This window comes from Pseudaminobacter soli (ex Li et al. 2025), assembly GCF_003012705.1.
Lineage (GTDB): Bacteria > Pseudomonadota > Alphaproteobacteria > Rhizobiales > Rhizobiaceae > Pseudaminobacter > Pseudaminobacter soli.
Genome location: NZ_PXYL01000012.1, coordinates 143,840 through 164,043 on the forward strand (window position 1 = coordinate 143,840; position 20,204 = coordinate 164,043).

Here is a 20,204-nt window from a genome sequence, read left to right on the forward strand (position 1 = left end):
TTCATGCCGAAAGGCGCGCGCAAAAAGGCTTTCCGCCGCTGATGGCGCGGCGTCTTGCTCGCCGCCCGCCACCGGCCTCCTTCAAATGCAGGATGCGCGCACCGGCCATTGTGCGAAAAATCCTCGTTCGTGGCGTCGCAAAACAGCGCGGCGATCATCCCCGAGCGAGGCTGGAATGCGCGGCAACTGCATGTGGTCGGGTTGTTTGGGAAAAAACGGGTCCGGCGTTTGCCGCGGCCTTGCGAAGCGCGGCGGCCGGCCATGACGACGCAGCGGGAACCCCTGTCCGTTCTGCAGCTCGGTCTGGCGCTGGGCCTTGCGTCGATGCTCTCGGTCGGCCCGAACAATCTGATGATGCTGAGGGCGGCGATCGGCCGGACGCGGCCGGTGATGGTGGCCGCGACGGTCTGGGCCAGCTACAACACACTGGCCGCGGTCGGGGTCTGGCTCGGCGCGGAAATCAGCGAGCAGAGCGCGTGGCTGACCGCGGTGCTTCCCTGGCTCGGCGTCGTGGCGCTGCTCTATTTCGCGACGGCATCGCTGCGCAAGGCGCTGTCGCGGGCGGTGCCGGCCGACCATCCCGCGGAGAGCGCACGCATCGCCGCTTCGCTGCGGACGGTATGGCTTAATCCGCTGACCTACCTGGAGCGGCTGATCATGCCGAGCGTATTCGCCGCCGATCTCGAAGATCCGACGCTGCGCCTGCTGTTCTTCTTCGGCCTTGCTGGCGCATCCACGATGAACTGCTTCAGCTATGCGCTCGGCGGGCGGCTGCTCGCCGGGGTCATCCGCAGCCCGCGGGGCCTGCGCATATTCGACTGCGCCGCCGGCCTGCTCCTGATCTGTCTCGCCGGTGCGGGTGCGCTGACGCTTCTTGGCCGCAACTAATCGTAGGTGAGTTCCGACGCCTTTCCGCCGAACACACGGTAGGCGTAGAGCGAGTAGCCGAGGATCACCGGCAGCACGATGAGCGTGCCGACGAGGATGATGGCGAGGCTTTCGGTGGCCGCGGCGGCCTGCCAGATGGTCAGCTTTTCGGGCACGACATAGGGGTAGAACGACCAGGCGAGGCCGGCGAAACCGAGCACGAAGATGGCCGCGAGCGTCAGGAACGGCAGCATGGAGTGGCGGTCGCCTTCCTTGGGCAGATGAAAAGTCTGCCACCACAGCCAGATGAACAGGATGGCCGACAAGATCGGCAGCGGCGCCAGGTAGAGGATCTCGGGATAGACGAACCAGCGCTCGAAGATGCGCGGGGAGGCAAGCGGGGTGGCGAGCGAGACGGCCACCATGCCGAGCGCGGTGAGCACCAGCGTGGCGCGCAGCCAGCGCACCGCCTTGTGCTGCAGTTCGCCCTCGGTCTTGTAGATCAGCCAGGCCGCGCCCATGGCCGCGTAGGAAGCGGCCAGGCACAGCGCCACCAGCACGCCGAAGGCCATGGCGGCAAGGCTGGTGTCGAGCCCCAGAACGTAGATGCCGAGCATGTAGCCCTGCGCCAGCGAGGCGAGGAGGGAGCCCACGAAGAAGGCGCGGTTCCAGCGATGCTTGCGGTGCACCGGCACCTTGGCGCGGAAATCGAAGGCGACGCCACGCAGGATGAGCCCGAACAGCAGGACGAAGACCGGCAGATAGAGCGCAGTGAGGATGACGCCATGCGCGAAGGGAAAGGCCACCAGAAGAAGCCCGACGGCGAGCACCAGCCAGGTTTCGTTGGCGTCCCAGAACGGGCCGATGGCCGAGACCATCGTGTCCTTCTCGTGGTCGGAGGCGACGCCGAACAGGATGCCGACGCCAAGGTCGAAACCGTCGAGCACGACGTAGATGACGATCGCCACGCCCATGAGGCAGGCGAAGATGAATGGCAGGATGGTGGACCAATCCAGGTTCGACATGGCTTTACTCCGTGTCGTGCGCGGGTTGCGACAGCGGCCGGTTGAGCACGCCCGGCAGTGGCGACTCATCGCCCTCCTTGGCCGCCCTCAGCGAGATGTGCACCAGCGTGCCGAGATAGGCGATGATCAGCACGATGTAGAGCAGCGTGTAGAGGGTCAGCGTCAGCGCGACGTGCTCGGCGGGAACCGGGCCGACGGCTTCGGCCGTGCGCAACACGCCGGTGACCAGCCAGGGCTGGCGGCCGACCTCGGTGGTGTACCAGCCGGCAAGCGTTGCAAGCCAGCCCGACAGCGTCATGGGCACAAGGATCATGGCGAGCGGCCTGGAGATCACGCCGCGCCGCCGCAGCTGCCATGCGGCGAACCACGATACGATCAGCATGATGATGGCGGTGCCCACCATGATGCGGAACGCCCAGAAGACGGGCGCGACCGGCGGATGGTTGTCGCCAAATTCGTTGAGGCCCTGCACGACGCCATTGGCGCTGTGCCGCAGGATGAGGCTCGCGCCGTTCGGAATGCTGATCTCGTACTTGTTCTGCCGCGTTTGCTCATCGGGAAGGGCGAACAGGATAAGCGGCACGTTGGCCCGCGTATCCCAATTGGCCTCCATGGCCGCCACTTTCTGCGGCTGGTATTCCAGCGTGTTGAGGCCGTGCTGGTCGCCGGCGAAGATCTGCAGCGGGATCAGTATGGCGGCCATGTAGACGCCGGTGCGCAGCGCCTTCCACATCGCGTCCGAGCGGTCGCCCGCCAGAAAACGCAGTGCCGAGAATCCGGCGATGAAGAAGGCAACCGTCAGCCCCGATGCCAGGAGCATGTGCACGAGCCGATAGACGAAGGACGGGTTGAAGACGATGTCCCACCAGCTGGTGGCATGGGCAACGCCGTCGCGCATCTCAAAACCGATCGGCGTCTGCATCCAGGAGTTCAGCGCCAGGATCCAGAAGGCCGACAAGGTGGTACCGAACGCGACCAGCACGGTGGCGGCGGTGTGCACCTTGTTGGACACCCGGCGAAAGCCGAACAGCATGATGCCGAGGAACACCGCCTCGAGGAAGAAGGCGGTCAGCACCTCATAGGCCAGAAGCGGACCAGCAATGTTGCCGACGCGCTGCATGAAGATCGGCCAGTTGGTGCCGAACTGGAAGCTCATGGTGATGCCGGTGACGATGCCCAGGGCAAAGGAGAGCGCGAACACCTTCACCCAAGTGAAGTAGGCACGCATCCAGGCGGGATCGGAAGTGCTGTTGTAGCGCAGCTTGAAGAAGAGAAGGACCCAACCGAGGGCGATGGTGAGCGAAGGAAACAGAATGTGGAACGAAATATTTGCAGCGAATTGAATTCGCGACAACATCACCGGATCCATTAGGATTCTCCCGATCTGTTTCGCGAGAAAAGATAGGGCGAATATTGCTTCCGGTCAAAAGCAACCGCGCAAGAATAGAGGGCGGCCGAAGCCCCTATATCGCAACCAATCCAGCCGCCTATGCGGCGTGAACCTCGACGGTGACGTGAGAAAGCCGGGACAGGCCGGCAAGCCGTGCCTTGTAGCTTTCCGGCTCTTCGGGCAGCGCCGAGACGATGGAGACGATGAGCCCGATGTGACCCGGCCCAAGCCGCCACAGATGCAGGTCCGCGACGCGGTCGCCATCGCGTTCGAGAAGCCGGCGCACATCGGCAGCGAGCGCATCGTCGGCGCGGGCGTCAAGCAGCACGGCGCCGGAAGAGCGCAGCAGGCTCCAGGACCAGCTGGCGATGACGAAGGCGCCGATGATGCCCACCACCGCGTCCATCCAGATCCATCCGTAGAGCCAGCCGGCGAGCAGGCCCAAGATGGCAAGCACGGAGGTCATGGCGTCGGCCAGCACATGCAGATAGGCCGAACGCAGGTTGTGGTCGTCATGGGCGTGATGGTGGTGATGGCCGTGGTGCGTGTGATGATCGCGATGGTCGTGCACCTGACCGTGGTCGCCACCGCCCGACAGCAGCCAGGCGCTGACCAGATTGACGCCAAGGCCGAGCACGGCGACCGCAATGGCGTCGTTGAAGCGGATGGGCACGGGCTCGACGAGCCGCATTGCCGATTCGTAGCCGATCATCACCGCGATGACTGCCAGAACGATGGCGCTGGTGTAGCCGGCAAGCTCGCCGACCTTGCCGGTGCCGAAGGTAAAGCGGTCGTCCCGCGCATGACGACGCGCATAGGCATAGGCCGCTGCCGCGATGGCCAGCGCGCCGGCATGGGTGGACATGTGAAACCCATCGGCCAGCAGCGCCATGGAGCCGAACAGCAGGCCGGCGACGATCTCACCCACCATCATGGCGAATGTCAGCGCGATGACCATGTAGGTGCGCCGCGCGTTGCGGTCGTGATGCTCGCCGAGGAAGACGTGGTCGTGGGTGTATCGTTCGACAGGCAGCGTGTTCATGACCGGCCTCTCAAAGATATTTGGTGGCGCGCCTGACGCCCTCGTGGTTCGAGGCCCGGCCTTCATGGCTTGAGCAACAGGCTCGACGCAGTGTGGGCCGGGCACCTCACCATGAGGGCTACTGATGCGCCGCTGCGCTAACCTTCTGCGCATGAGGCGTGGAAATCAATGTATGGGTCAAACCGCCTTGCACAGGCGCAAGAGCGCCATGACCTCGAGCGGGGTGGCACGCTTGAAGGCGATGTAGGTGGGCTCTTCCTCGCCGTGGAAGCGGCGCTTGAAGGCTGCCTGGCCCTGCAGGTTGAAGATGCGCCGGTTGATGTGGCCGGAATTGTAAGCGCGGGAAAACATCGAGCGCCAGAAATGGCTTTCGTCAAAGCCGCTCTCGCGGATGTCGGCCAGCGGCGACAGGCCGAGCGTGACCAGGCCCCGCCCCTCCTTGCGGAATCGGTCGACGGCGAATTTCGTCAGCCCGATCTCGGCATGCGGGGTGGTTTCGGCGAATTTGCGCTTGAAGGCGGTCGTGTAGCCGACCACCTCGCCGCCGCTGAAGATCGGGTCGAAATCGAGCAGCGCCACCGCTCGCCCCTCGGGATCGACCAGCACGAAACGGCGCATGGCCTCGCCGAGGCTGGTGCGGAACGGCCGGTTGAGAAAGCGCATTTCCCAGCGCTTGACGACGCGTTCGGCGCGCCAGCTGTCCGACAGGCGCTTGACGTGCTCGTGGGAGGCGACGCTGCCATCGTCCTCGACGATGGAAAAACCATGCTTGAAGAGCCAACGCTCGGAATAGCGCACGGTTTCGTTGCGCGTGCCGGAGAAATCATGCGCGGGCAAAGGCAGGCGGGTGTCGATGCCGGCGCGGTTGATGCGGTAGCCGAGCCCGGCAAGCACGCGCGCGGTCTCTTCGCCGATCTGGACGAACCAGGGGGTTCGCGCCGCCTCGATGAAACGGCGCAGATAGGCGGGCCTTTCGGCCGGCGCCGCGACCGGATCGCCCAGCACGAAATGCTGGCCCATCTTGGTGGCGAAGGCGATGTAGCCGTCGGCATCGCCGAAATAGTGAAGATCGTCCTGGATCGCGGTGGAATAGGCGAGCGAGAAATCGCCATGGCGCCGCACCAGCCGCAGCCGGTCCTCGAATGCCAGCTCCATGCGCGGCACAGTGGCGGCGCGCCAATCGAACAAGGCGTCGAAACTCTTGCGCAAGAACCGCATGCTTTCGTCAAGTCCCCGAGGCCGCGGCGAGAAGAAGATGCCCTCGTATCTTCATTGGCCGGCAAAGGCACTCTTGCTCAAAATCTTCGGCTGCGCCACAAAGATCGCACCAGCGCGCCGTGTCCATGGCAGAAAATCCAGCGAGAGTCACATGTCTTCAACTGATGTCGAACGGGTGATCGTGATCGGCGCGGGGCCGGCCGGCATGGCAACGTCGCATGCGCTGGGCAAGGCCGGGGTGGCTTCGGTGATCCTCGAAAAGGAGGAGCATATCGGCGGGCCGTGGCGGCGGCGGCACAAGAACCTGACGCTCAACACCCATCGCGACCTCTCGGCCATGCCCGGCCTGACCTTTCCGAAGGGAACGCCGGCATTCCCCCATCGCGATCAGCTGGTCGAGCATCTCACCGCCTTCGGCAAGCACCACAGGCTGCCGATCGAATATGGCGTCACGGTCGACGGAATTTCGCGTGAGGACGGGTTTTGGGCGGTGCGGGCGAACGGTGAACGGCGTCTGGCGCGCGACGTGGTGGTGGCGACCGGCCGCGACAAGCACCCCTATACGCCGGAGTGGAAGGGCGCGAGCGCGTTCGGCGGCCGGCTGATCCACGCCGCCGAATTCAGCGAGGCGGCCAATTTTGCCGGCAAGTCCGTTCTGGTGATCGGCGCGGGCAATTCGGGCTTCGACATGCTCAACCATCTCATCCGCGCCAAGACCGGGCAGCTGTGGCTTGCGGCGCGCAACGGGCCCTCGATCCTGCCCAAGCGCATCGCCAAGGTGGCGGTGCACAAGCTGTCGCCGCTCACCAACGCGCTGCCGAACTGGCTGGCGGACGCCGTGGTGGGGACGACGCAGCGGCTGATGTGGGGCGACATGACCCGCTACGGCCTGCCCAAGGCGCCGGGCGGCGGGGTGAGCCGCCTGCGCTCAGACTACACCGCGATCGCCGCCGACGACGGCGCCATGAACGCCATCAAGGCCGGGCGCATCAAGGTGGTGCCGACGGTGCGCGAGTTCCTGCCCGACGGAAACATCGTGCTCGACGACGGGCGGACGATTCGGCCCGACGTGACGATCGCAGCCACCGGCTACCGCACCGGGCTCGAGGGGCTGGTGGGCGAATTCGGCGTGCTGGACGAGCGCGGCTTTCCGCTGGTCAACGGCGCCAGCCACCCTAACGCGCCGGGCCTATGGTTCCTCGGCATGCGGCCCAGCATCCGCGGCTGCTTCTACGCCTCGGTCCAGCAGGCTGGCCAGATCGCCAAGGCGATCTCGCACAGCCGCCGGAGATAGGCCACTTAGAGCGAGGCGCTTTTGAAGCGCTGTCTCACTCTAAGCTTTTGTTCTTGAAGCATGATCTTGCCCGAAAAGTCTGCAACTTTTCGGGATCATGCTCTACACCGAGCGCGTGATGCCGCCGTCGACGCGAATGTTCTGGCCGGTGATGTAGCTCGACCTGTCGCTGGCGAGGAAGGCGATCACTTCCGACACTTCCTCGACGCGGCCGTAACGGCCCATGGGGATCCGTTCGCGGCGTTCGCCGGTTTCCGGCAGGCTGTCGATGAAGCCGGGCAGCACGTTGTTCATGCGCACATTGTCGGGCGCATATTTGTCGGCGAAGAGCTTCGTGAAAGCGGCGAGCCCGGCGCGGAACACACCCGAGGTCGGGAACAGCGCCTCGGGCTCGAAGGCGGCATAGGTCGAGATGTTGACGATGGAGCCCGACTTCTGCGCCTGCATGACCGGCGTGACCAGCCGCGCGGTGCGCACGGCGTTGAGCAGATAGGTCTCCATGCCGAGCTGCCAGTCCTCGTCGCTGATTTCCAGGATCGGCGCGCGCGGACCGTGGCCGGCGCTGTTGACCACCGCATCGATGCGACCCCACTTCGCAACCGTCGCGTCGACGAGGCGCTTGAGATCGTCATTGGAGCGGTTGGAGCCGGTGACGCCGATGCCGCCAAGCTTCTTGGCCAGCGCCTCGCCCTTGCCCGACGAGGACAGGATGGCGACCTTGAACCCATCCTCGGCAAGCTTGCGGGCGGCATCCGCCCCCATGCCGCTGCCGCCTGCGGTGATGATGGCCGTCTTCAGTTCCGACATTTTTTGCACTCCCCTTTCGCGGCCGCGCACAGCGCGGGCCGAATTCTTATCGGCAAAGAGGTATCTATCTGGGCGCTGCCGGGCAAGATGCTGGACCAGCACCCGGACTACCGTGGCAAACGGCGGGAGCGGCTGCATCTTGACGCGACGCGGCTGCTTTGCCAGACATCGCGTGTACGGGCCGGAGTTTTGAGCTGGGTGCCGACGTGGCCGCCTGCGCCATGCCCGTGGAGACAGAGTTGACCCTATCCGGCTTTCTGCAGCTCGCCGCCTCGACGGTGATCTTCCTTCTCGCGGCCACCGTCGCGAAATCCTGGGCGCTGGCGCCCGGCCTGCCGAAACTGGCGCTGACGCTGGTGCTCTATTCGGCCGGCAATCTGGTGATGCTGCGCCTGGTGCGCGAATTCGGCATGGCCTCGGCCTTCAGCCTGTCGGCGGTCATCCAGCTGGTGGCGATCAACGTGATCGCGCTGGCTTTCTTCGGCGAGCGGTTGAGCGCGGTGCAAAGCAGTGGCGTCGTGCTTGCCATTCTGGCCGTGGGGCTCATCACGCTCGGACCGCAGGCCGGCGGCCAGTAACCCCCATCCCAGCATGTGACAGCGGCCGCGCACCATAATTGCGCGGCCTGATGTTCGAGGCGACTTGCCTCCCTATGTAAGTCCTGCATTTCTGCGGGCGACGAACCATCGGGAGTCTTCATGAGCACAGCGCGGTCGGGTCTTTTCGGCAAGGTTGAGTTCACCGTCCTGTTGGCCGCGCTGATCGTGGCTGGCGGTTTGTGGGGATTCGTCGAGCTGATGGAACTGGCGCGGGATTCCGCCCCGCATGGCTTCGACACCGAAATCCTGCTGGCCTTGCGCACGCCGGGCGACCTTGCCACGCCGATCGGGCCACACTGGCTGAAGGAAGCGATGCGCGACCTGACGAGCCTCGGCAGCGCCGCGGTGCTGATCTACATCACCGCAGCCGTGATCATCTATCTCCTGGTGGCGCGCAAGACGCTTGCCGCCTTCTTCGTGCTGGTGGCCATTGCCGGCGGCCAGGCGCTGAACAGCCTGCTGAAACTGGGCATCGACCGCCCTCGCCCCGAGGTGGTGCCGCACCTGGCTCACGTCAGCACGCTGAGCTTCCCGAGCGGCCATGCCATGATGTCGGCGGTGACCTATCTGACGCTCGGCGCGCTCTTGGCGCAGACCGTGCCCGACCGGGCGACCAAGATCTACGTGCTTTCGGTGGCTGTGCTGACCACCTTCATCGTCGGCGTGAGCCGGCTCTATCTCGGCGTCCACTGGCCGTCCGACGTGCTGGCCGGTTGGTGCGCGGGGGCCGCCTGGGCGATGCTGTTCTGGCTGGTGGCGCGCTGGGCACGGCGGACGCAAGCCGCCTCGCTGAAGCCGATGTAAGGCCCCTCGCCTCCTCTGAAAATACCCGCCCGAAGCCTCGCCGCATTGATCAATGCACTGCTTGACAGCCGCTGCTCGCCGAGGCATATTTAACCAATAGGTTAAATACGAAACCATCGGTCCGGAACCCGTTCCTGCCGGCAGAGTTTCTGCCGCAATGAAGGACGGGTCCCTGGCCGCACACAACGTCAAACACCCGAAATGGCATTTCCACTCGCAGGAAGGAAAAGGACCATGGAACCGCATAAAGTCGTATCGCAGCAGGAATGGATGGAGGCCCAGAAGGCGCATCTGGCCAAGGAAAAAGAATATACGCGCCACCGCGACCGGCTGAGCGCCGAACGGCAGGCGCTGCCCTGGACGCGCGTGGAAAAGGACTATGTGTTCGACGCGCCGCAGTGCAAGAAGACGCTCGAGGAACTGTTCGACGGGCGCAGCCAACTGGTGGTCATCCACTTCATGCTTGGGCCGGACTGGGAGGCGGGCTGCGTCGGCTGCTCCTTCGGCGCCGACCATATCGACGGCGCCAACCAGCACCTGAAGCACCATGACGTGACGCTGGTGGCCGTCTCGCGCGCGCCGCTTCCCAAGATCGAGGCCTACAAGAAGCGCATGGGCTGGAAGTTCGACTGGGTGTCGTCCTTCGGCAGCGACTTCAACTACGATTTCGGCGTGTCGTTCAACAAGGAAGACATCAAGAACGGCAAGGCGATCTACAACTACAAGCCGCTCGACTTCGAGATGGACGAATTGCCCGGCATGACGGTGTTCTACAAGGACGAAGACGGCAACATCTTTCGCACCTTCTCGCAATATGCGCGGGGCGACGAGGAGAGGCTGGGCGCCTATGTGTTCCTCGACCGCACGCCCAAGGGCCGCGACGAAAAGAGCGCCATGGACTGGGTGAAGCGCCACGACGAATATCCCGATGAGGACAAGAACATCGCCGCGATGCTGACGTCGTCCTGCTGCGGGTGAGCGCTTTTCAGCGAGGATGTTCCTTCAAAACGGGCCGGCAAGAGACCGGCCCGTTTGTCTTGTCGCGATCAGCCCCAGATCAGCAGCGAGACGAGGCCGACGGTGCCGACGATGAGCCGCCACCAGGCGAACAGCCCAAAACCGTGGCGCGAGACATAGTCGAGCAGATGCCGCACGACGAAGACGCCGGCGATGAAGGCGGCGACGAAGCCAACGCCGATGATCGGCAGGTCGGCCGCTGACAGAACGTCGCGGTTCTTGATCAGGTCGAGCGTGAAGGCGCCGGCCATGGTGGGCATGGCTAGGAAGAACGAAAACTCCGCCGCCGAGCGCTTGTCGGCGCCCATCAGGAGCGCACCGACGATGGTCGCGCCCGAGCGCGAGGTGCCGGGGATCATGGCCAGGCACTGGAAGAAGCCGATGCCCAGATAGACCGGCAGCGGATAATCCGTCACGTTGCGGTATTTCGGCGTCAGCGCCAGCCTGTCGACGCCGAGCAGCACGACGCCGCCGACAATCAGCATGACGCAGATCAGCATTGGCGATTCGAACAGCACGGTCTTGATGAAATCATGCGCCAGGAAGCCGATGACCGCAGCCGGCAGGAAGGCCAGCAGGATGCCGAACACGAAGCGCCGCGCGCCGGGGTCGCTGGGCAGGCTGGTCGCGATCTTCCACAGCCGCCCGAAATAGACCGACAGGATGGCCAGGATGGCGCCGAGCTGGATCAGCACCTCAAACGCCTTGCCGGTGGATTCGAAGCCCAGGAAATGGCCGGCCAGCAGCAGATGGCCGGTCGACGACACGGGGATGAACTCTGTGAAGCCCTCGAGCAGACCAAGCAGCAGGGCTTCGACGATGGTTTGATGTTCCATGAATGTCTCGACGATGCGGTGAATGGAGGGCTTGCTTGTCAGGGCGCCGAACTGTCCCTATACGGATGCGCCTTGACCGCCCGGTGAATCGGGCAGAGATAGAACTACCGGCGCGGCCGAAGAATGACCAGCGCAGTTTTTGCCACGGAACCATGCTGACGCTTTTCCATCACCCCATGTTCGCCTCCTGCCGCTTCGTTCGCCTCGCCTTCGGCGAGTATGGTGAGGAGCTGGCGCTGATCGAGGAGAAGCCGTGGGCGCGGCGCAGGGAATTCCTGGCGCTCAACGCGGCCGGCACGCTGCCGGTGCTGCTGGCCGAGGGCGACGTGCCGATCATCGGCGCCGGCGTGATTGCCGAATATCTCGACGAGACGCGCGGCGTGCTGAAGCGCGAGCGGCGTCTGTTTGCCGAGGACCCGATGGAGCGCGCCGAGATTCGCCGGCTGGTGGACTGGTATCTGGTCAAGACCGACAGCGAGGTGACCAAGCATCTGGTGCGCGAGCGCGTGCTGAAGCCGCTGATGCCCAACGAGGTGGGCGGCGGCTCGCCGGATTCGGGCGCCATCCGCGCCGCCCGCGCCAATATCCGCCAGCACATGAAATACACCAACTGGCTGGCCGGCACCCGCCACTGGCTGGCCGGCCCGCGCATCACCTACGCCGATCTCGCGGCCGCCGCCGGCATCTCGGTGCTCGACTATCTGGGCGAGATCGACTGGAGCGACAACAGCGCCGCCCGCGACTGGTACACGCGGGTGAAGTCGCGCCCCTCCTTCCGCCCGCTGCTCGGCGACCGCGTGCGCGGCATTTCGCCGGTATCCCACTATGCGGACCTCGATTTCTGATAGACCCGAAAGGGGCAAGCCCGGCGAGGGCGACCGCCTGCGGCAGATGATCGACCGCGAGGCGGCCCGCGCCGGCTTCGACGCGATTGCCGTCACCACGCCCGATTCAATCCCTCAGGCGCCCGCCCTGCTGGCCGAGTTCCTCGACGCCGGTTTCCATGGCTCGATGGGCTGGATGGCCGAAACGCTTGAGCGCCGGGCCGCTCCCAAAGCGCTTTGGGGCGACGTTCGCTCCATCATCGTGCTGGCGATGAACTATGGTCCCGGCGAGGACCCGCGCGCCTTGCAGGCGATGCCCGAGCGCGGCGCTATCTCCGTCTATGCCCGCAACCGCGACTATCACGACGTCATCAAGGGGCGGCTGAAGGAACTGGCCGGCAAGATCGTGGCCCGCGCCGGCGGCGATGTAAAAGTGTTCGTCGACACGGCGCCGGTGATGGAAAAGCCGCTGGCAGAAGCCGCCGGCATCGGCTGGCAGGGCAAGCACACGAACCTCGTCAGCCGGCAATTCGGCTCCTGGCTGTTCTTGGGCACCATATTCACCACGGCCGAGATCGCGCCCGACGGGCGGGAGGTCGACCATTGCGGTTCGTGCCGCGCCTGTCTCGACGCCTGCCCGACCCACGCCTTTCCCGCGCCCTACAAGCTCGATGCGCGGCGCTGCATCTCCTACCTCACCATCGAGAACAAGGGGCCGATCCCGCACGAATTCCGTGCGGCGATGGGCAACCGCATCTATGGCTGCGACGACTGCCTCGCCGCCTGCCCGTGGAACAAATTTGCCCGCGCCGCCTCCGAGATGAAGCTCGCCGCCCGCGACGACCTTCTTGCGCCGAGGCTGGCGGATTTTCTTAGCCTGGACGATGCCGCCTTCCGCGCCTTCTTCTCCGGCTCGCCGGTGAAGCGCATCGGCCGCGACCGCTTTGTCCGCAACGCGCTGATCGCCGCAGGCAATTCGAATGATCGCGGGCTGATTCCTGCCTGCGAGAGCCTTTTGTCCGATCCCTCGCCGCTGGTGCGCGGGGCGGCGGTGTGGGCACTTTCGTGCCTGATGGAGCCGGCGGATTTCACGGCGCTTGCAGCGGCGCGGCAAAACGGCGAAGACGACGCCGAGGTGCGCGAGGAGTGGGCTTTGGCAAGTGGCCGGGCGCAAGCGATCGGGGAACAGGCATGACCGTGCAAAAGATGTTCATCTTCGGGGCCGGCTATTCCGGCAAGGCGACTGCCCAGGCAAAGCCCGACAACGCCCATGTTGCCGGCACCACGCGCTCGCCCGAAAAATTCGAGGCGCTGCGGCAGGCAGGGATAAAACCCTTCGTTTTCGACGGGACGCTGACCGATGAGCTGGCCGCCGAGCTTGCCGAGACCACCCATCTGCTGATCTCGATTGCGCCCGACGAAGCCGGCGATCCCGTACTGAACGCCGCGCGCGAAAAAGTCCTGCACGGCATGCCGAAGCTTCAATGGATCGGCTATCTCTCGACCGTCGGTGTCTATGGCGACCATGGCGGCGCCTGGGTGGACGAGACGGGCGAATGCCGGCCGGTGTCGCGCCGCTCCGTCATGCGGCTTAAGGCGGAAAACGAATGGCTGGCGCTAGGCGCCGAGAGCGGCCTACCGGTGGCTGTGCTGCGGCTTTCGGGCATCTACGGGCCCGGCCGCAACGCGCTCGTCAACCTCACCAATGGCACCGCCAAGCGGCTGATTAAGCCAGACCAGGTGTTCAACCGCATTCATGGCGAGGACATTGCCGGCGCCGCATGGCACCTCGCGCAGCAGAACATGGGTGGCGTGTTCAACGTGACCGACGACATGCCCTCGCCGCCCCAGGACGTGGTGACTTATGCCGCCGGGCTGATGGGTGCGACACCGCCGCCCGAAATTCCCTTCGAAACCGCCCAACTTTCGCCAATGGCCCGGTCTTTCTATGGCGAGAACAAGCGCGTCTCCAACGCGGCGATCAAGGCAACGGGCTTCCGGTTCCGCTATCCGGACTATCAAACGGGCTTCGACGCGATGTGGGAGACGGGCAACTGGAACGAAGGCGAGCCGCGCAGCCCAATGAAGCGCGGATGACCGAATAAGGTGCTCGTGACGAAGGCTGAACCATCGTTTACGCTTCGCTAAGCAAGTCATCTCAAGCTTGTCGGCAAGGGGCCGGATTGGATGAAAATGCGTAATACTTCTGTCTTCCAGGCGGCAATCCGTCTTGCCGCGATGGCCGTGGCCGTGTTCGCCCTTTCGGGGCTGGAGACGACGGGCGCCCGCGCCGACGAGCTGGCAAAGGACCTGTTCGGCGCCCAGAAACTGCCGGCGGCGACCGCCCCGCATTCCTACGGCTTCTATTCCAAGGGCTGCTTCGCGGGCGGTGTGGCGATCGCCACCGACGGGCCGACCTGGCAGGCGATGCGTCTGTCTCGCAACCGGCGCTGGGGTCACCCGACCATGATCCGGCTGATCGAAAAGCTGTCGCATGATGCGGTGGCCGACGGCTGGCCGGGCCTTTTGGTCGGCGACATTTCGCAGCCGCGCGGCGGGCCGATGCTGACCGGCCATGCCTCGCACCAGATCGGCCTCGACGCCGACATCTGGTTCACGCCGATGCCCGACCACCGGCTGACGCCGACCGAGCGCGAGAACATGAGCGCGACCTCGCTGGTGAACGACAAGACCCATCTGGTCATCGACCGGTTGTGGACCCCGGCGCATGAGCGGCTCCTGAAGCGCGCCGCGAGCTACCCGGAAGTCGAGCGCATCCTGGTCAATCCGGGCATCAAGAAGAAGCTCTGCGACACGGTGACGGGCGACCGCAGCTGGCTGCGCAAGATCCGCCCCTTCTGGGGCCACGACTACCACTTCCACGTCCGTATCGGCTGCCAGCCGGGCTCGGTGGGCTGCAAGACGCAGGAATCGACGCCGCCCGGCGATGGCTGCGACAAGTCGCTGGCCTGGTGGTTCACCGAGGAGCCGTGGCGCCCCAGCAAGAACCCGGACGCCCCCAAGGCGCGCGACGTGATGACCATGGCGAAACTGCCCAAGGAGTGCCGCGCGGTGCTCAACGCGCCCTCGCCCCAGTCCGAGGCCGCAGTGACCATGGGCGATACCGGCGGCAGCGCGGTGGCGACCACGAAGCCGGATGCCAAGCCGACCGTCGATGTCGGCGCGCCGCCGGTACCAGCGAACGCCTTTGCGCCGACGCCGATCAAGCGCCCGCCTTTGCCCCTGCCCAAGCCTTCGCGCTGACGGCGGCGAGGTTGGCGGCCGCAAGCAAAGAGCCGCAGCCGGCGGGTAAATCGACGTACGACGCGACGAAGGCCCCTTTCGTCGCGCCGCATCCTTGGCTATAGGTTTCAACCGATTTAGCTAACGGGCATCGGCTTCCAAGTGGCATCTCCTCTCCGGCTGGCGCTGATTGCGCATGACGAAAAGAAGGACGACATGGTCGCCTTCGCCCGGGCGCATGCCGACTTCCTGGCCGGCTGCGATCTCGTGGCCACCGGCACGACCGGCCAGCGCATCGTCGACGCCTGCCCGGAGCTCAAGGTGCGGCGGCTCAAGAGCGGCCCGCTGGGCGGCGACCAGCAGATCGGCGCCCTGATTGCCGAAAGCGCGATCGACGCGCTCATTTTCTTCGTTGATCCGCTGACGCCGATGCCGCATGACGTGGATGTGAAGGCGCTAATGCGGCTGGCGATCGTTTACGATATACCGCTGGCGCTGAACCACGCGACCGCCGAGCTGCTGATCGGCAAGTTGCGCCAGCCGTGAATTTGGGGATTTTGACCAGAATGTCTTCTGCCCGCGACGAGGATTCCATCCTGCAATTTCCGATCCTGATCGGCGACATCGGCGGCACCAATGCCCGCTTCGCCATCATCGTCGACGCCAATTCCGAGCCGGGCGAGACGCGCGTCGTGCAGACCGCGAACTACGCCTCGATCGACGACGCCATCCAGCAGGCGGTGCTGGACCACACTTCGCTGAGGCCGCGTTCGGCGGTGCTTGCGGTGGCGGGCCCGGTCGACAGCGACGAGATCGCGCTGACCAACTGCCCCTGGGTGGTGCGGCCGAAGGCGATGTTCGAGACGCTCGGCCTTTCCGACATCGTCGTGCTCAACGACTTCGAGGCGCAGGCGCTTGCCGTGGCGGCGCTCGGCGAGGAGCACATGGAAAAGATCGGCCCCGGCGAGCCGGAGCCGAATGCCGGGCGCGTGGTGCTGGGCCCCGGAACCGGGCTGGGCGTCGCCGGCCTGATCCACGCCTGCCATAAATGGATACCGGTGCCGGGCGAAGGCGGACACATGGACATCGGTCCGCGCACGGAGCGCGACCGCGAGATCTTCCCGCATCTCGAACCGATCGAGGGCCGCATTTCGGGCGAGCAGATTCTTTGCGGGCGCGGACTGGTTAATTCCTACCGGGCGATCGCGATTGCCGACGGCAAGGAAGCCCGCTTCACGACGCCGGCGGAGATCACCGCCGCCGCACTCGACAAATCCGATCCGATGGCCGTTGAGGCGCTGGACTTTTTCGTCACCTGCCTCGGCCGCACCGCGGGCGACCTGGCGCTGGTGTTCATGAGCCGCGGCGGCGTCTATCTCACCGGCGGCATCGCGCAGAAGATCGTGCCGGCGCTGAAGACGGGCAATTTCCGCGAGGCCTTCGAAGACAAGGCGCCGCATCGCGAGCTGCTGCGCAGCATGCCGGTTTACGTCATCACCCACCCGCTGGCGGCGCTGAACGGCCTTGCGGCCTATGCCCGCATACCCTCGCGTTTCGGCGTCGAAACCACCGGCCGGCGCTGGCGGGCATAGGTCGCCACGCGGGAGGTGATGCGCGACATCGTCGCCACAACGGCGATGATTCGCATTCCGGCCATAGGCAAGCCGGCGCGATGACGCTATTAGGATCGCCGAACGAACCGCGTGGCGGGCGCGGCAGCGCAATCTTTGACGGACGATCCTGAATTTGAGCTCTAAGAAGAACAGCGGGACCAAACCCGATAGCGGCGAAATCATTGCCGTGATCAAGCGCGTGCTGGCGGAGAACGGCCGCGAATATGTGTGGTCCTACATCATCGCGGGCGCCTGCATGGTGGCCGTCGCGATGACCACTGCCTTCCCGGCATGGGTCATGAGCAGCGTGATCGACGATATCTTCTATCGTCAGCGCGCCGACCTGATCACGCTGATCTGCGTGGGCATCCTGGTGGCATTCACCGTCCGCGGCGTTGCCGGCTACTGGCAGGCGGTGATCCTGGCCAAGGTCGGCAACAATCTCGTCGCCCGCTACCAGCGCCGCATGTTCGACCATCTGATGAAGCTCGATGTCGGCTTTTTCTCCCAGCAGCGGTCCGGCCACCTTGCCGCGCAGATCAACCAGAATATCGGCGGCATACGCGACCTCTTGTCGATGACGCTGACGGCGGTGGCACGCGATTTCGTCTCGCTGATCTCGCTCGTGGCGGTCATGTTCTGGCAGAACCCGCTGCTGTCCGCATGCGCCTTCCTCATCGGCCCGCCGCTGGTGATCTCGGTCAACTACCTGATGCGGCGGCTGCGCTCGATCACCCGGCAGGCGGTGGAAATCAATTCGCGGCTGATCGGCTCGATGCAGGAGGCCACGCAGGGCATCACCGTGGTGAAGGCCTTCACCATGGAAGAGCAGCTGTCGCAGCGCATGATCAAGATGATCGATCACGCCGAGGAACGGTCGAACAAGATCGCCAGGGTTTCGGAGCGGATGACGCCCATTGCGGAAGTGCTGGCGGGCTTTGCCGTTTCGGGCGTGATCGCCTATGCCGGCTATCGCACCGCAGCCGGCGGCCAGCCGCCCGGTACGATCATTGCGTTCATCACCGCGCTGCTTTTGGCCTACGATCCGGTGCGCCGGCTGGCCAAGCTGCAGGTCGGGCTCGAGCGCTCGCTGGTCAATGCGCGCATGATCTATGAAGTCCTCGACCTGACCCCGCAGCAGGGCGACGCGCCTGACGCCAAGGAAATCAAGGTCGGCAAGGGCGAAGTGCGCTTCGAGAACGTCTCCTTCGCCTATGGCGAGGACCTGCCGGTGCTGACCGAGGTGAGCTTCGTGGCCGAGGCCGGCAAGACCACCGCCATCGTCGGCGCTTCCGGCGCCGGCAAGACGACGCTGACGGCACTGCTCGAACGTTTCTACGATCTCGACGGCGGCAGCATCATCGTCGACGGGCAAGACATCTCCAGGGTGACCAAGCGCTCGCTGCGCGGCTCCATCGCCTATGTCTCGCAGCAGCCCTACCTGTTCGAAGGAACGATTGCCGACAACATCCGCTACGGCCGCGAGGACGCGACGGACGACGAGATCCGCTTTGCGGCGACGCAAGCCGCCGCAGACGAATTCATCCGCCAGCAGCCCAACGGCTACGACACGGCGGTGGGCGAAAACGGCGTGACGCTTTCGGGCGGCCAGCGCCAGCGCATCTCGATCGCACGCGCCATCGTGCGCAACGCGCCGATCCTGCTGCTGGACGAGGCCACCTCCGCGCTCGACAACGAATCCGAGGCGCGCGTGCAGGAGGCGCTGACGACGGTGATGAAGGGGCGCACCACGATCGTGATCGCGCACCGGCTGTCGACGGTGATCAATGCCGACCGCATCGTCGTGATGGAAGCCGGCCGGGTGATCGAGCAGGGCACGCATGAGGAGCTGCTGGCCAACCCGCAGGGCACCTATGCGCGCTTTTACCGCCTGCAGAACAAGAAGGGTCTCGACCTGGTCGACGACACCGAGCAGGATGAGCTGTCGAGCCTGAAAGCCGAGGGAGAGAACGCATGAACGACATGGGTCTCGTGGTTGTCGGGGCCGCCGGCCGGATGGGACAGACGCTGATCCGCACCATCCATGCCATGCCCGGCGTGCGCCTGGCCGGCGCGGTCGAGCGGGCCGGCTCGGCTCATGTCGGTCACGATGCCGGAGAACTCGCCGGCCTCGGCAAGCTCGGCGTTGCGATCACCGACGACCCGCTGCCCGCCTTCGCCAAGGCCGACGGCGTGCTCGATTTCACAGCACCCGCCGCGACCACGGAATTTGCCGGCTACGCCGCGCAGGCGCGCATCGTCCATGTCATCGGCACCACCGGCTGCTCGGCCGGCGACGAAGCCAAGATCGCGGCGGCCGCCCGCCACGCGACGATCGTCAAGTCCGGCAATATGAGCCTGGGCGTCAACCTACTTGCGGTGCTGGTGGAGCAGGCGGCGCAGGCGCTGGGGCCGGAAGACTTCGACATCGAGATCCTCGAAATGCACCACCGCCACAAGGTCGACGCGCCTTCGGGCACCGCACTCTTGCTGGGCGAAGCAGCCGCCACGGGACGCGGCATTAGCCTTGGCGAGCACAGCGCCAGGGCGCGCGACGGCCACACCGGCGTGCGGGAGGACGGCGCCATCGGCTTCGCCTCTCTGCGGGGCGGCTCGGTGGTTGGCGACCATTCGGTGATCCTCGCCGGCACCGGCGAGCGCATCACGCTTTCGCACCAGGCCGAAGACCGCGCCATCTTCGCGCGCGGCGCGGTGAAGGCGGCGCTCTGGGCCCGCGGCCGCAAGCCGGGGCTCTATTCCATGCGGGACGTGCTCGGCCTTTCGCGAGCCGGGTGACTCGCATCTTATCCATCCCAAGGGAGCAAGACATGACCGGAACCCTCGTGCTCGTCCGCCACGGCCAGAGCGAATGGAACATGAAGAACCTGTTCACCGGCTGGCGTGACGTCGACCTCAGCGCGCAGGGCGAGGCGGAAGCCAAGGCTGCCGGCGCACGGCTCGCCGCACGCGGCCTGAAATTCGACATCGCCTTCACCTCGGCGCTGAAGCGCGCGCAGAAGACCTGCCAATACATTCTCGACGCCACCGGCCAGAGCGACCTCAAGACGATCCGCGACCAGGCACTCAACGAGCGCGACTATGGCGACCTTAACGGCCTCAACAAGGACGATGCGCGCGCCAAGTGGGGCGAGGAGCAGGTGCATGTCTGGCGCCGTTCCTACGACACCCCCCCGCCCGGCGGCGAGAGCCTGAAGGACACCGGCGCGCGCGTGTGGCCCTACTACATGCACGACATGCAGCCGCATGTGCTGCGCGGCGGGACCGTGCTGGTGGCCGCGCACGGCAATTCGCTGCGCGCGCTGATCATGGCGCTGGAGGGCATTTCGGGCGAGGAGATCGTCAAGCTCGAACTCGCGACCGGCGTTCCGATCATCTACCGCCTGAACGCCGATTCGACGGTAGCGTCGAAGGAGATCCTCGTCGCCGAGCCGGCGTAAGCCGCTGCCATAAAGCGAATCTCGAAGCCCGGCCCTCGCGCCGGGCTTCTCTTTTGGGGCGGGAACTGTCAAGCGCAAGAAAGTACCCCGGATAGCAAGCTCCAGGCTCTAACGATGAGCACAAAGGATCGTGTCAGCAATTCAGGTGCTGCCGCGTGGTGCTTGTG

General features: G+C 65.3%; 20 protein-coding genes. 14 read left to right on the plus strand and 6 right to left on the minus strand.

Going from position 1 to position 20,204, the window contains the following annotated elements:
• The first annotated feature begins 129 nt into the window (after positions 1 to 129).
• Positions 130 to 888: a LysE/ArgO family amino acid transporter gene (locus C7I85_RS21475; protein ID WP_146148910.1), complete on the plus strand. Its 759-nt coding sequence runs from the start codon at positions 130 to 132 to the stop codon at positions 886 to 888.
• On the opposite strand, the gene C7I85_RS21480 is transcribed toward C7I85_RS21475, so the two are convergent.
• The 4 genes from C7I85_RS21480 to C7I85_RS21495 form a co-directional block, all read right to left on the minus strand.
• Positions 885 to 1,892 (minus strand): cytochrome d ubiquinol oxidase subunit II, encoded by a 1,008-nt coding sequence (locus tag C7I85_RS21480; protein WP_106726068.1) that lies wholly within the window; start codon positions 1,890 to 1,892, stop codon positions 885 to 887. The genes C7I85_RS21475 and C7I85_RS21480 overlap by 4 nt on opposite strands.
• 4 nt (positions 1,893 to 1,896) lie before the next feature.
• Positions 1,897 to 3,261 (minus strand): cytochrome ubiquinol oxidase subunit I, encoded by a 1,365-nt coding sequence (locus C7I85_RS21485; protein WP_106726069.1) that lies wholly within the window; start codon positions 3,259 to 3,261, stop codon positions 1,897 to 1,899.
• Positions 3,262 to 3,379: 118 nt separating this feature from the next.
• Positions 3,380 to 4,324 (minus strand): CDF family Co(II)/Ni(II) efflux transporter DmeF, encoded by a 945-nt coding sequence (dmeF, locus tag C7I85_RS21490; RefSeq protein WP_106726070.1) that lies wholly within the window; start codon positions 4,322 to 4,324, stop codon positions 3,380 to 3,382.
• A gap of 177 nt (positions 4,325 to 4,501) precedes the next feature.
• The gene (locus C7I85_RS21495; protein ID WP_106726071.1) at positions 4,502 to 5,542 is read right to left on the minus strand and encodes a phosphatidylglycerol lysyltransferase domain-containing protein; all 1,041 of its coding nucleotides are present in this window, start codon (positions 5,540 to 5,542) and stop codon (positions 4,502 to 4,504) included.
• A 151-nt stretch (positions 5,543 to 5,693) separates the two neighbouring features.
• Here C7I85_RS21495 and C7I85_RS21500 point away from each other — a divergent pair, with 151 nt between their 5' ends.
• Positions 5,694 to 6,836, plus strand: coding sequence for a flavin-containing monooxygenase (locus tag C7I85_RS21500; protein WP_106726099.1), 1,143 nt, complete (start codon positions 5,694 to 5,696; stop codon positions 6,834 to 6,836).
• A gap of 102 nt (positions 6,837 to 6,938) precedes the next feature.
• Here C7I85_RS21500 and C7I85_RS21505 read toward each other — a convergent pair whose 3' ends face one another.
• The gene (locus C7I85_RS21505) at positions 6,939 to 7,643 is read right to left on the minus strand and encodes an SDR family oxidoreductase (RefSeq protein WP_106726100.1); all 705 of its coding nucleotides are present in this window, start codon (positions 7,641 to 7,643) and stop codon (positions 6,939 to 6,941) included.
• Between the two features lie 239 nt (positions 7,644 to 7,882).
• On the opposite strand from C7I85_RS21505, the gene C7I85_RS21510 reads away from it, so the two are divergent.
• The 3 genes from C7I85_RS21510 to C7I85_RS21520 all read left to right on the plus strand — a co-directional run bounded on the left by C7I85_RS21510 (position 7,883) and on the right by C7I85_RS21520 (position 10,024).
• On the plus strand, positions 7,883 to 8,221 hold the full coding sequence (locus C7I85_RS21510) for a hypothetical protein (RefSeq protein ID WP_106726072.1): 339 nt from the start codon (positions 7,883 to 7,885) through the stop codon (positions 8,219 to 8,221).
• Positions 8,222 to 8,341: 120 nt separating this feature from the next.
• Positions 8,342 to 9,046, plus strand: coding sequence for a phosphatase PAP2 family protein (locus C7I85_RS21515; protein WP_106726073.1), 705 nt, complete (start codon positions 8,342 to 8,344; stop codon positions 9,044 to 9,046).
• A gap of 234 nt (positions 9,047 to 9,280) precedes the next feature.
• Positions 9,281 to 10,024 carry a DUF899 domain-containing protein gene (locus C7I85_RS21520; protein ID WP_106726074.1) on the plus strand — a complete coding sequence of 248 codons (744 nt, stop codon included), beginning with the start codon at positions 9,281 to 9,283 and terminating at the stop codon, positions 10,022 to 10,024.
• Between the two features lie 68 nt (positions 10,025 to 10,092).
• Here the strand turns inward: C7I85_RS21520 and C7I85_RS21525 are convergent, their stop codons facing one another.
• Positions 10,093 to 10,899: an undecaprenyl-diphosphate phosphatase gene (locus tag C7I85_RS21525; RefSeq protein WP_106726075.1), complete on the minus strand. Its 807-nt coding sequence runs from the start codon at positions 10,897 to 10,899 to the stop codon at positions 10,093 to 10,095.
• A 152-nt stretch (positions 10,900 to 11,051) separates the two neighbouring features.
• Here C7I85_RS21525 and C7I85_RS21530 point away from each other — a divergent pair, with 152 nt between their 5' ends.
• The 9 genes from C7I85_RS21530 (at position 11,052) to C7I85_RS21570 (ending at position 20,037) form a co-directional block, all read left to right on the plus strand.
• Entirely contained in the window at positions 11,052 to 11,744 is a 693-nt protein-coding gene (locus C7I85_RS21530; RefSeq protein WP_106726076.1) for a glutathione S-transferase family protein, read from the plus strand.
• Entirely contained in the window at positions 11,725 to 12,918 is a 1,194-nt protein-coding gene (gene queG, locus C7I85_RS21535; protein WP_106726077.1) for a tRNA epoxyqueuosine(34) reductase QueG, read from the plus strand. Before C7I85_RS21530 ends, queG begins: the two co-directional genes overlap by 20 nt.
• Positions 12,915 to 13,820: an SDR family oxidoreductase gene (locus tag C7I85_RS21540; protein ID WP_106726078.1), complete on the plus strand. Its 906-nt coding sequence runs from the start codon at positions 12,915 to 12,917 to the stop codon at positions 13,818 to 13,820. The genes queG and C7I85_RS21540 overlap by 4 nt, the downstream gene beginning before the upstream one ends.
• Before the next feature lie 96 nt (positions 13,821 to 13,916).
• The gene (gene mepA / locus C7I85_RS21545) at positions 13,917 to 14,987 is read left to right on the plus strand and encodes a penicillin-insensitive murein endopeptidase (protein WP_428832884.1); all 1,071 of its coding nucleotides are present in this window, start codon (positions 13,917 to 13,919) and stop codon (positions 14,985 to 14,987) included.
• A gap of 141 nt (positions 14,988 to 15,128) precedes the next feature.
• A complete protein-coding gene (locus tag C7I85_RS21550) occupies positions 15,129 to 15,512 on the plus strand; it encodes a methylglyoxal synthase (protein WP_106726080.1) in 384 nt (127 codons plus the stop codon).
• 20 nt (positions 15,513 to 15,532) lie between these two features.
• Positions 15,533 to 16,558: a glucokinase gene (locus tag C7I85_RS21555; RefSeq protein WP_106726081.1), complete on the plus strand. Its 1,026-nt coding sequence runs from the start codon at positions 15,533 to 15,535 to the stop codon at positions 16,556 to 16,558.
• Positions 16,559 to 16,712: 154 nt separating this feature from the next.
• On the plus strand, positions 16,713 to 18,557 hold the full coding sequence (locus C7I85_RS21560; protein ID WP_106726082.1) for an ABC transporter ATP-binding protein: 1,845 nt from the start codon (positions 16,713 to 16,715) through the stop codon (positions 18,555 to 18,557).
• Entirely contained in the window at positions 18,554 to 19,375 is an 822-nt protein-coding gene (gene dapB / locus C7I85_RS21565; RefSeq protein ID WP_106726083.1) for a 4-hydroxy-tetrahydrodipicolinate reductase, read from the plus strand. The genes C7I85_RS21560 and dapB overlap by 4 nt, the downstream gene beginning before the upstream one ends.
• 32 nt (positions 19,376 to 19,407) lie before the next feature.
• The gene (locus C7I85_RS21570; RefSeq protein WP_106726084.1) at positions 19,408 to 20,037 is read left to right on the plus strand and encodes a 2,3-bisphosphoglycerate-dependent phosphoglycerate mutase; all 630 of its coding nucleotides are present in this window, start codon (positions 19,408 to 19,410) and stop codon (positions 20,035 to 20,037) included.
• Positions 20,038 to 20,204: the final 167 nt, after the last annotated feature.

Coding starts and splice junctions, on each gene's coding strand:
- C7I85_RS21480 (WP_106726068.1), bottom strand. CDS start 1,892: ATGTCGAACCTGGATTGGTCCACCATCCTGCCATTCATCTTCGCCTGC.
- C7I85_RS21485 (WP_106726069.1), bottom strand. CDS start 3,261: ATGGATCCGGTGATGTTGTCGCGAATTCAATTCGCTGCAAATATTTCG.
- dmeF (WP_106726070.1), bottom strand. CDS start 4,324: ATGAACACGCTGCCTGTCGAACGATACACCCACGACCACGTCTTCCTC.
- C7I85_RS21495 (WP_106726071.1), bottom strand. CDS start 5,542: ATGCGGTTCTTGCGCAAGAGTTTCGACGCCTTGTTCGATTGGCGCGCC.
- C7I85_RS21500 (WP_106726099.1), top strand. CDS start 5,694: ATGTCTTCAACTGATGTCGAACGGGTGATCGTGATCGGCGCGGGGCCG.
- C7I85_RS21505 (WP_106726100.1), bottom strand. CDS start 7,643: ATGTCGGAACTGAAGACGGCCATCATCACCGCAGGCGGCAGCGGCATG.
- C7I85_RS21515 (WP_106726073.1), top strand. CDS start 8,342: ATGAGCACAGCGCGGTCGGGTCTTTTCGGCAAGGTTGAGTTCACCGTC.
- C7I85_RS21520 (WP_106726074.1), top strand. CDS start 9,281: ATGGAACCGCATAAAGTCGTATCGCAGCAGGAATGGATGGAGGCCCAG.
- C7I85_RS21525 (WP_106726075.1), bottom strand. CDS start 10,899: ATGGAACATCAAACCATCGTCGAAGCCCTGCTGCTTGGTCTGCTCGAG.
- C7I85_RS21530 (WP_106726076.1), top strand. CDS start 11,052: ATGCTGACGCTTTTCCATCACCCCATGTTCGCCTCCTGCCGCTTCGTT.
- queG (WP_106726077.1), top strand. CDS start 11,725: ATGCGGACCTCGATTTCTGATAGACCCGAAAGGGGCAAGCCCGGCGAG.
- C7I85_RS21540 (WP_106726078.1), top strand. CDS start 12,915: ATGACCGTGCAAAAGATGTTCATCTTCGGGGCCGGCTATTCCGGCAAG.
- mepA (WP_428832884.1), top strand. CDS start 13,917: ATGCGTAATACTTCTGTCTTCCAGGCGGCAATCCGTCTTGCCGCGATG.
- C7I85_RS21555 (WP_106726081.1), top strand. CDS start 15,533: ATGTCTTCTGCCCGCGACGAGGATTCCATCCTGCAATTTCCGATCCTG.
- dapB (WP_106726083.1), top strand. CDS start 18,554: ATGAACGACATGGGTCTCGTGGTTGTCGGGGCCGCCGGCCGGATGGGA.
- C7I85_RS21570 (WP_106726084.1), top strand. CDS start 19,408: ATGACCGGAACCCTCGTGCTCGTCCGCCACGGCCAGAGCGAATGGAAC.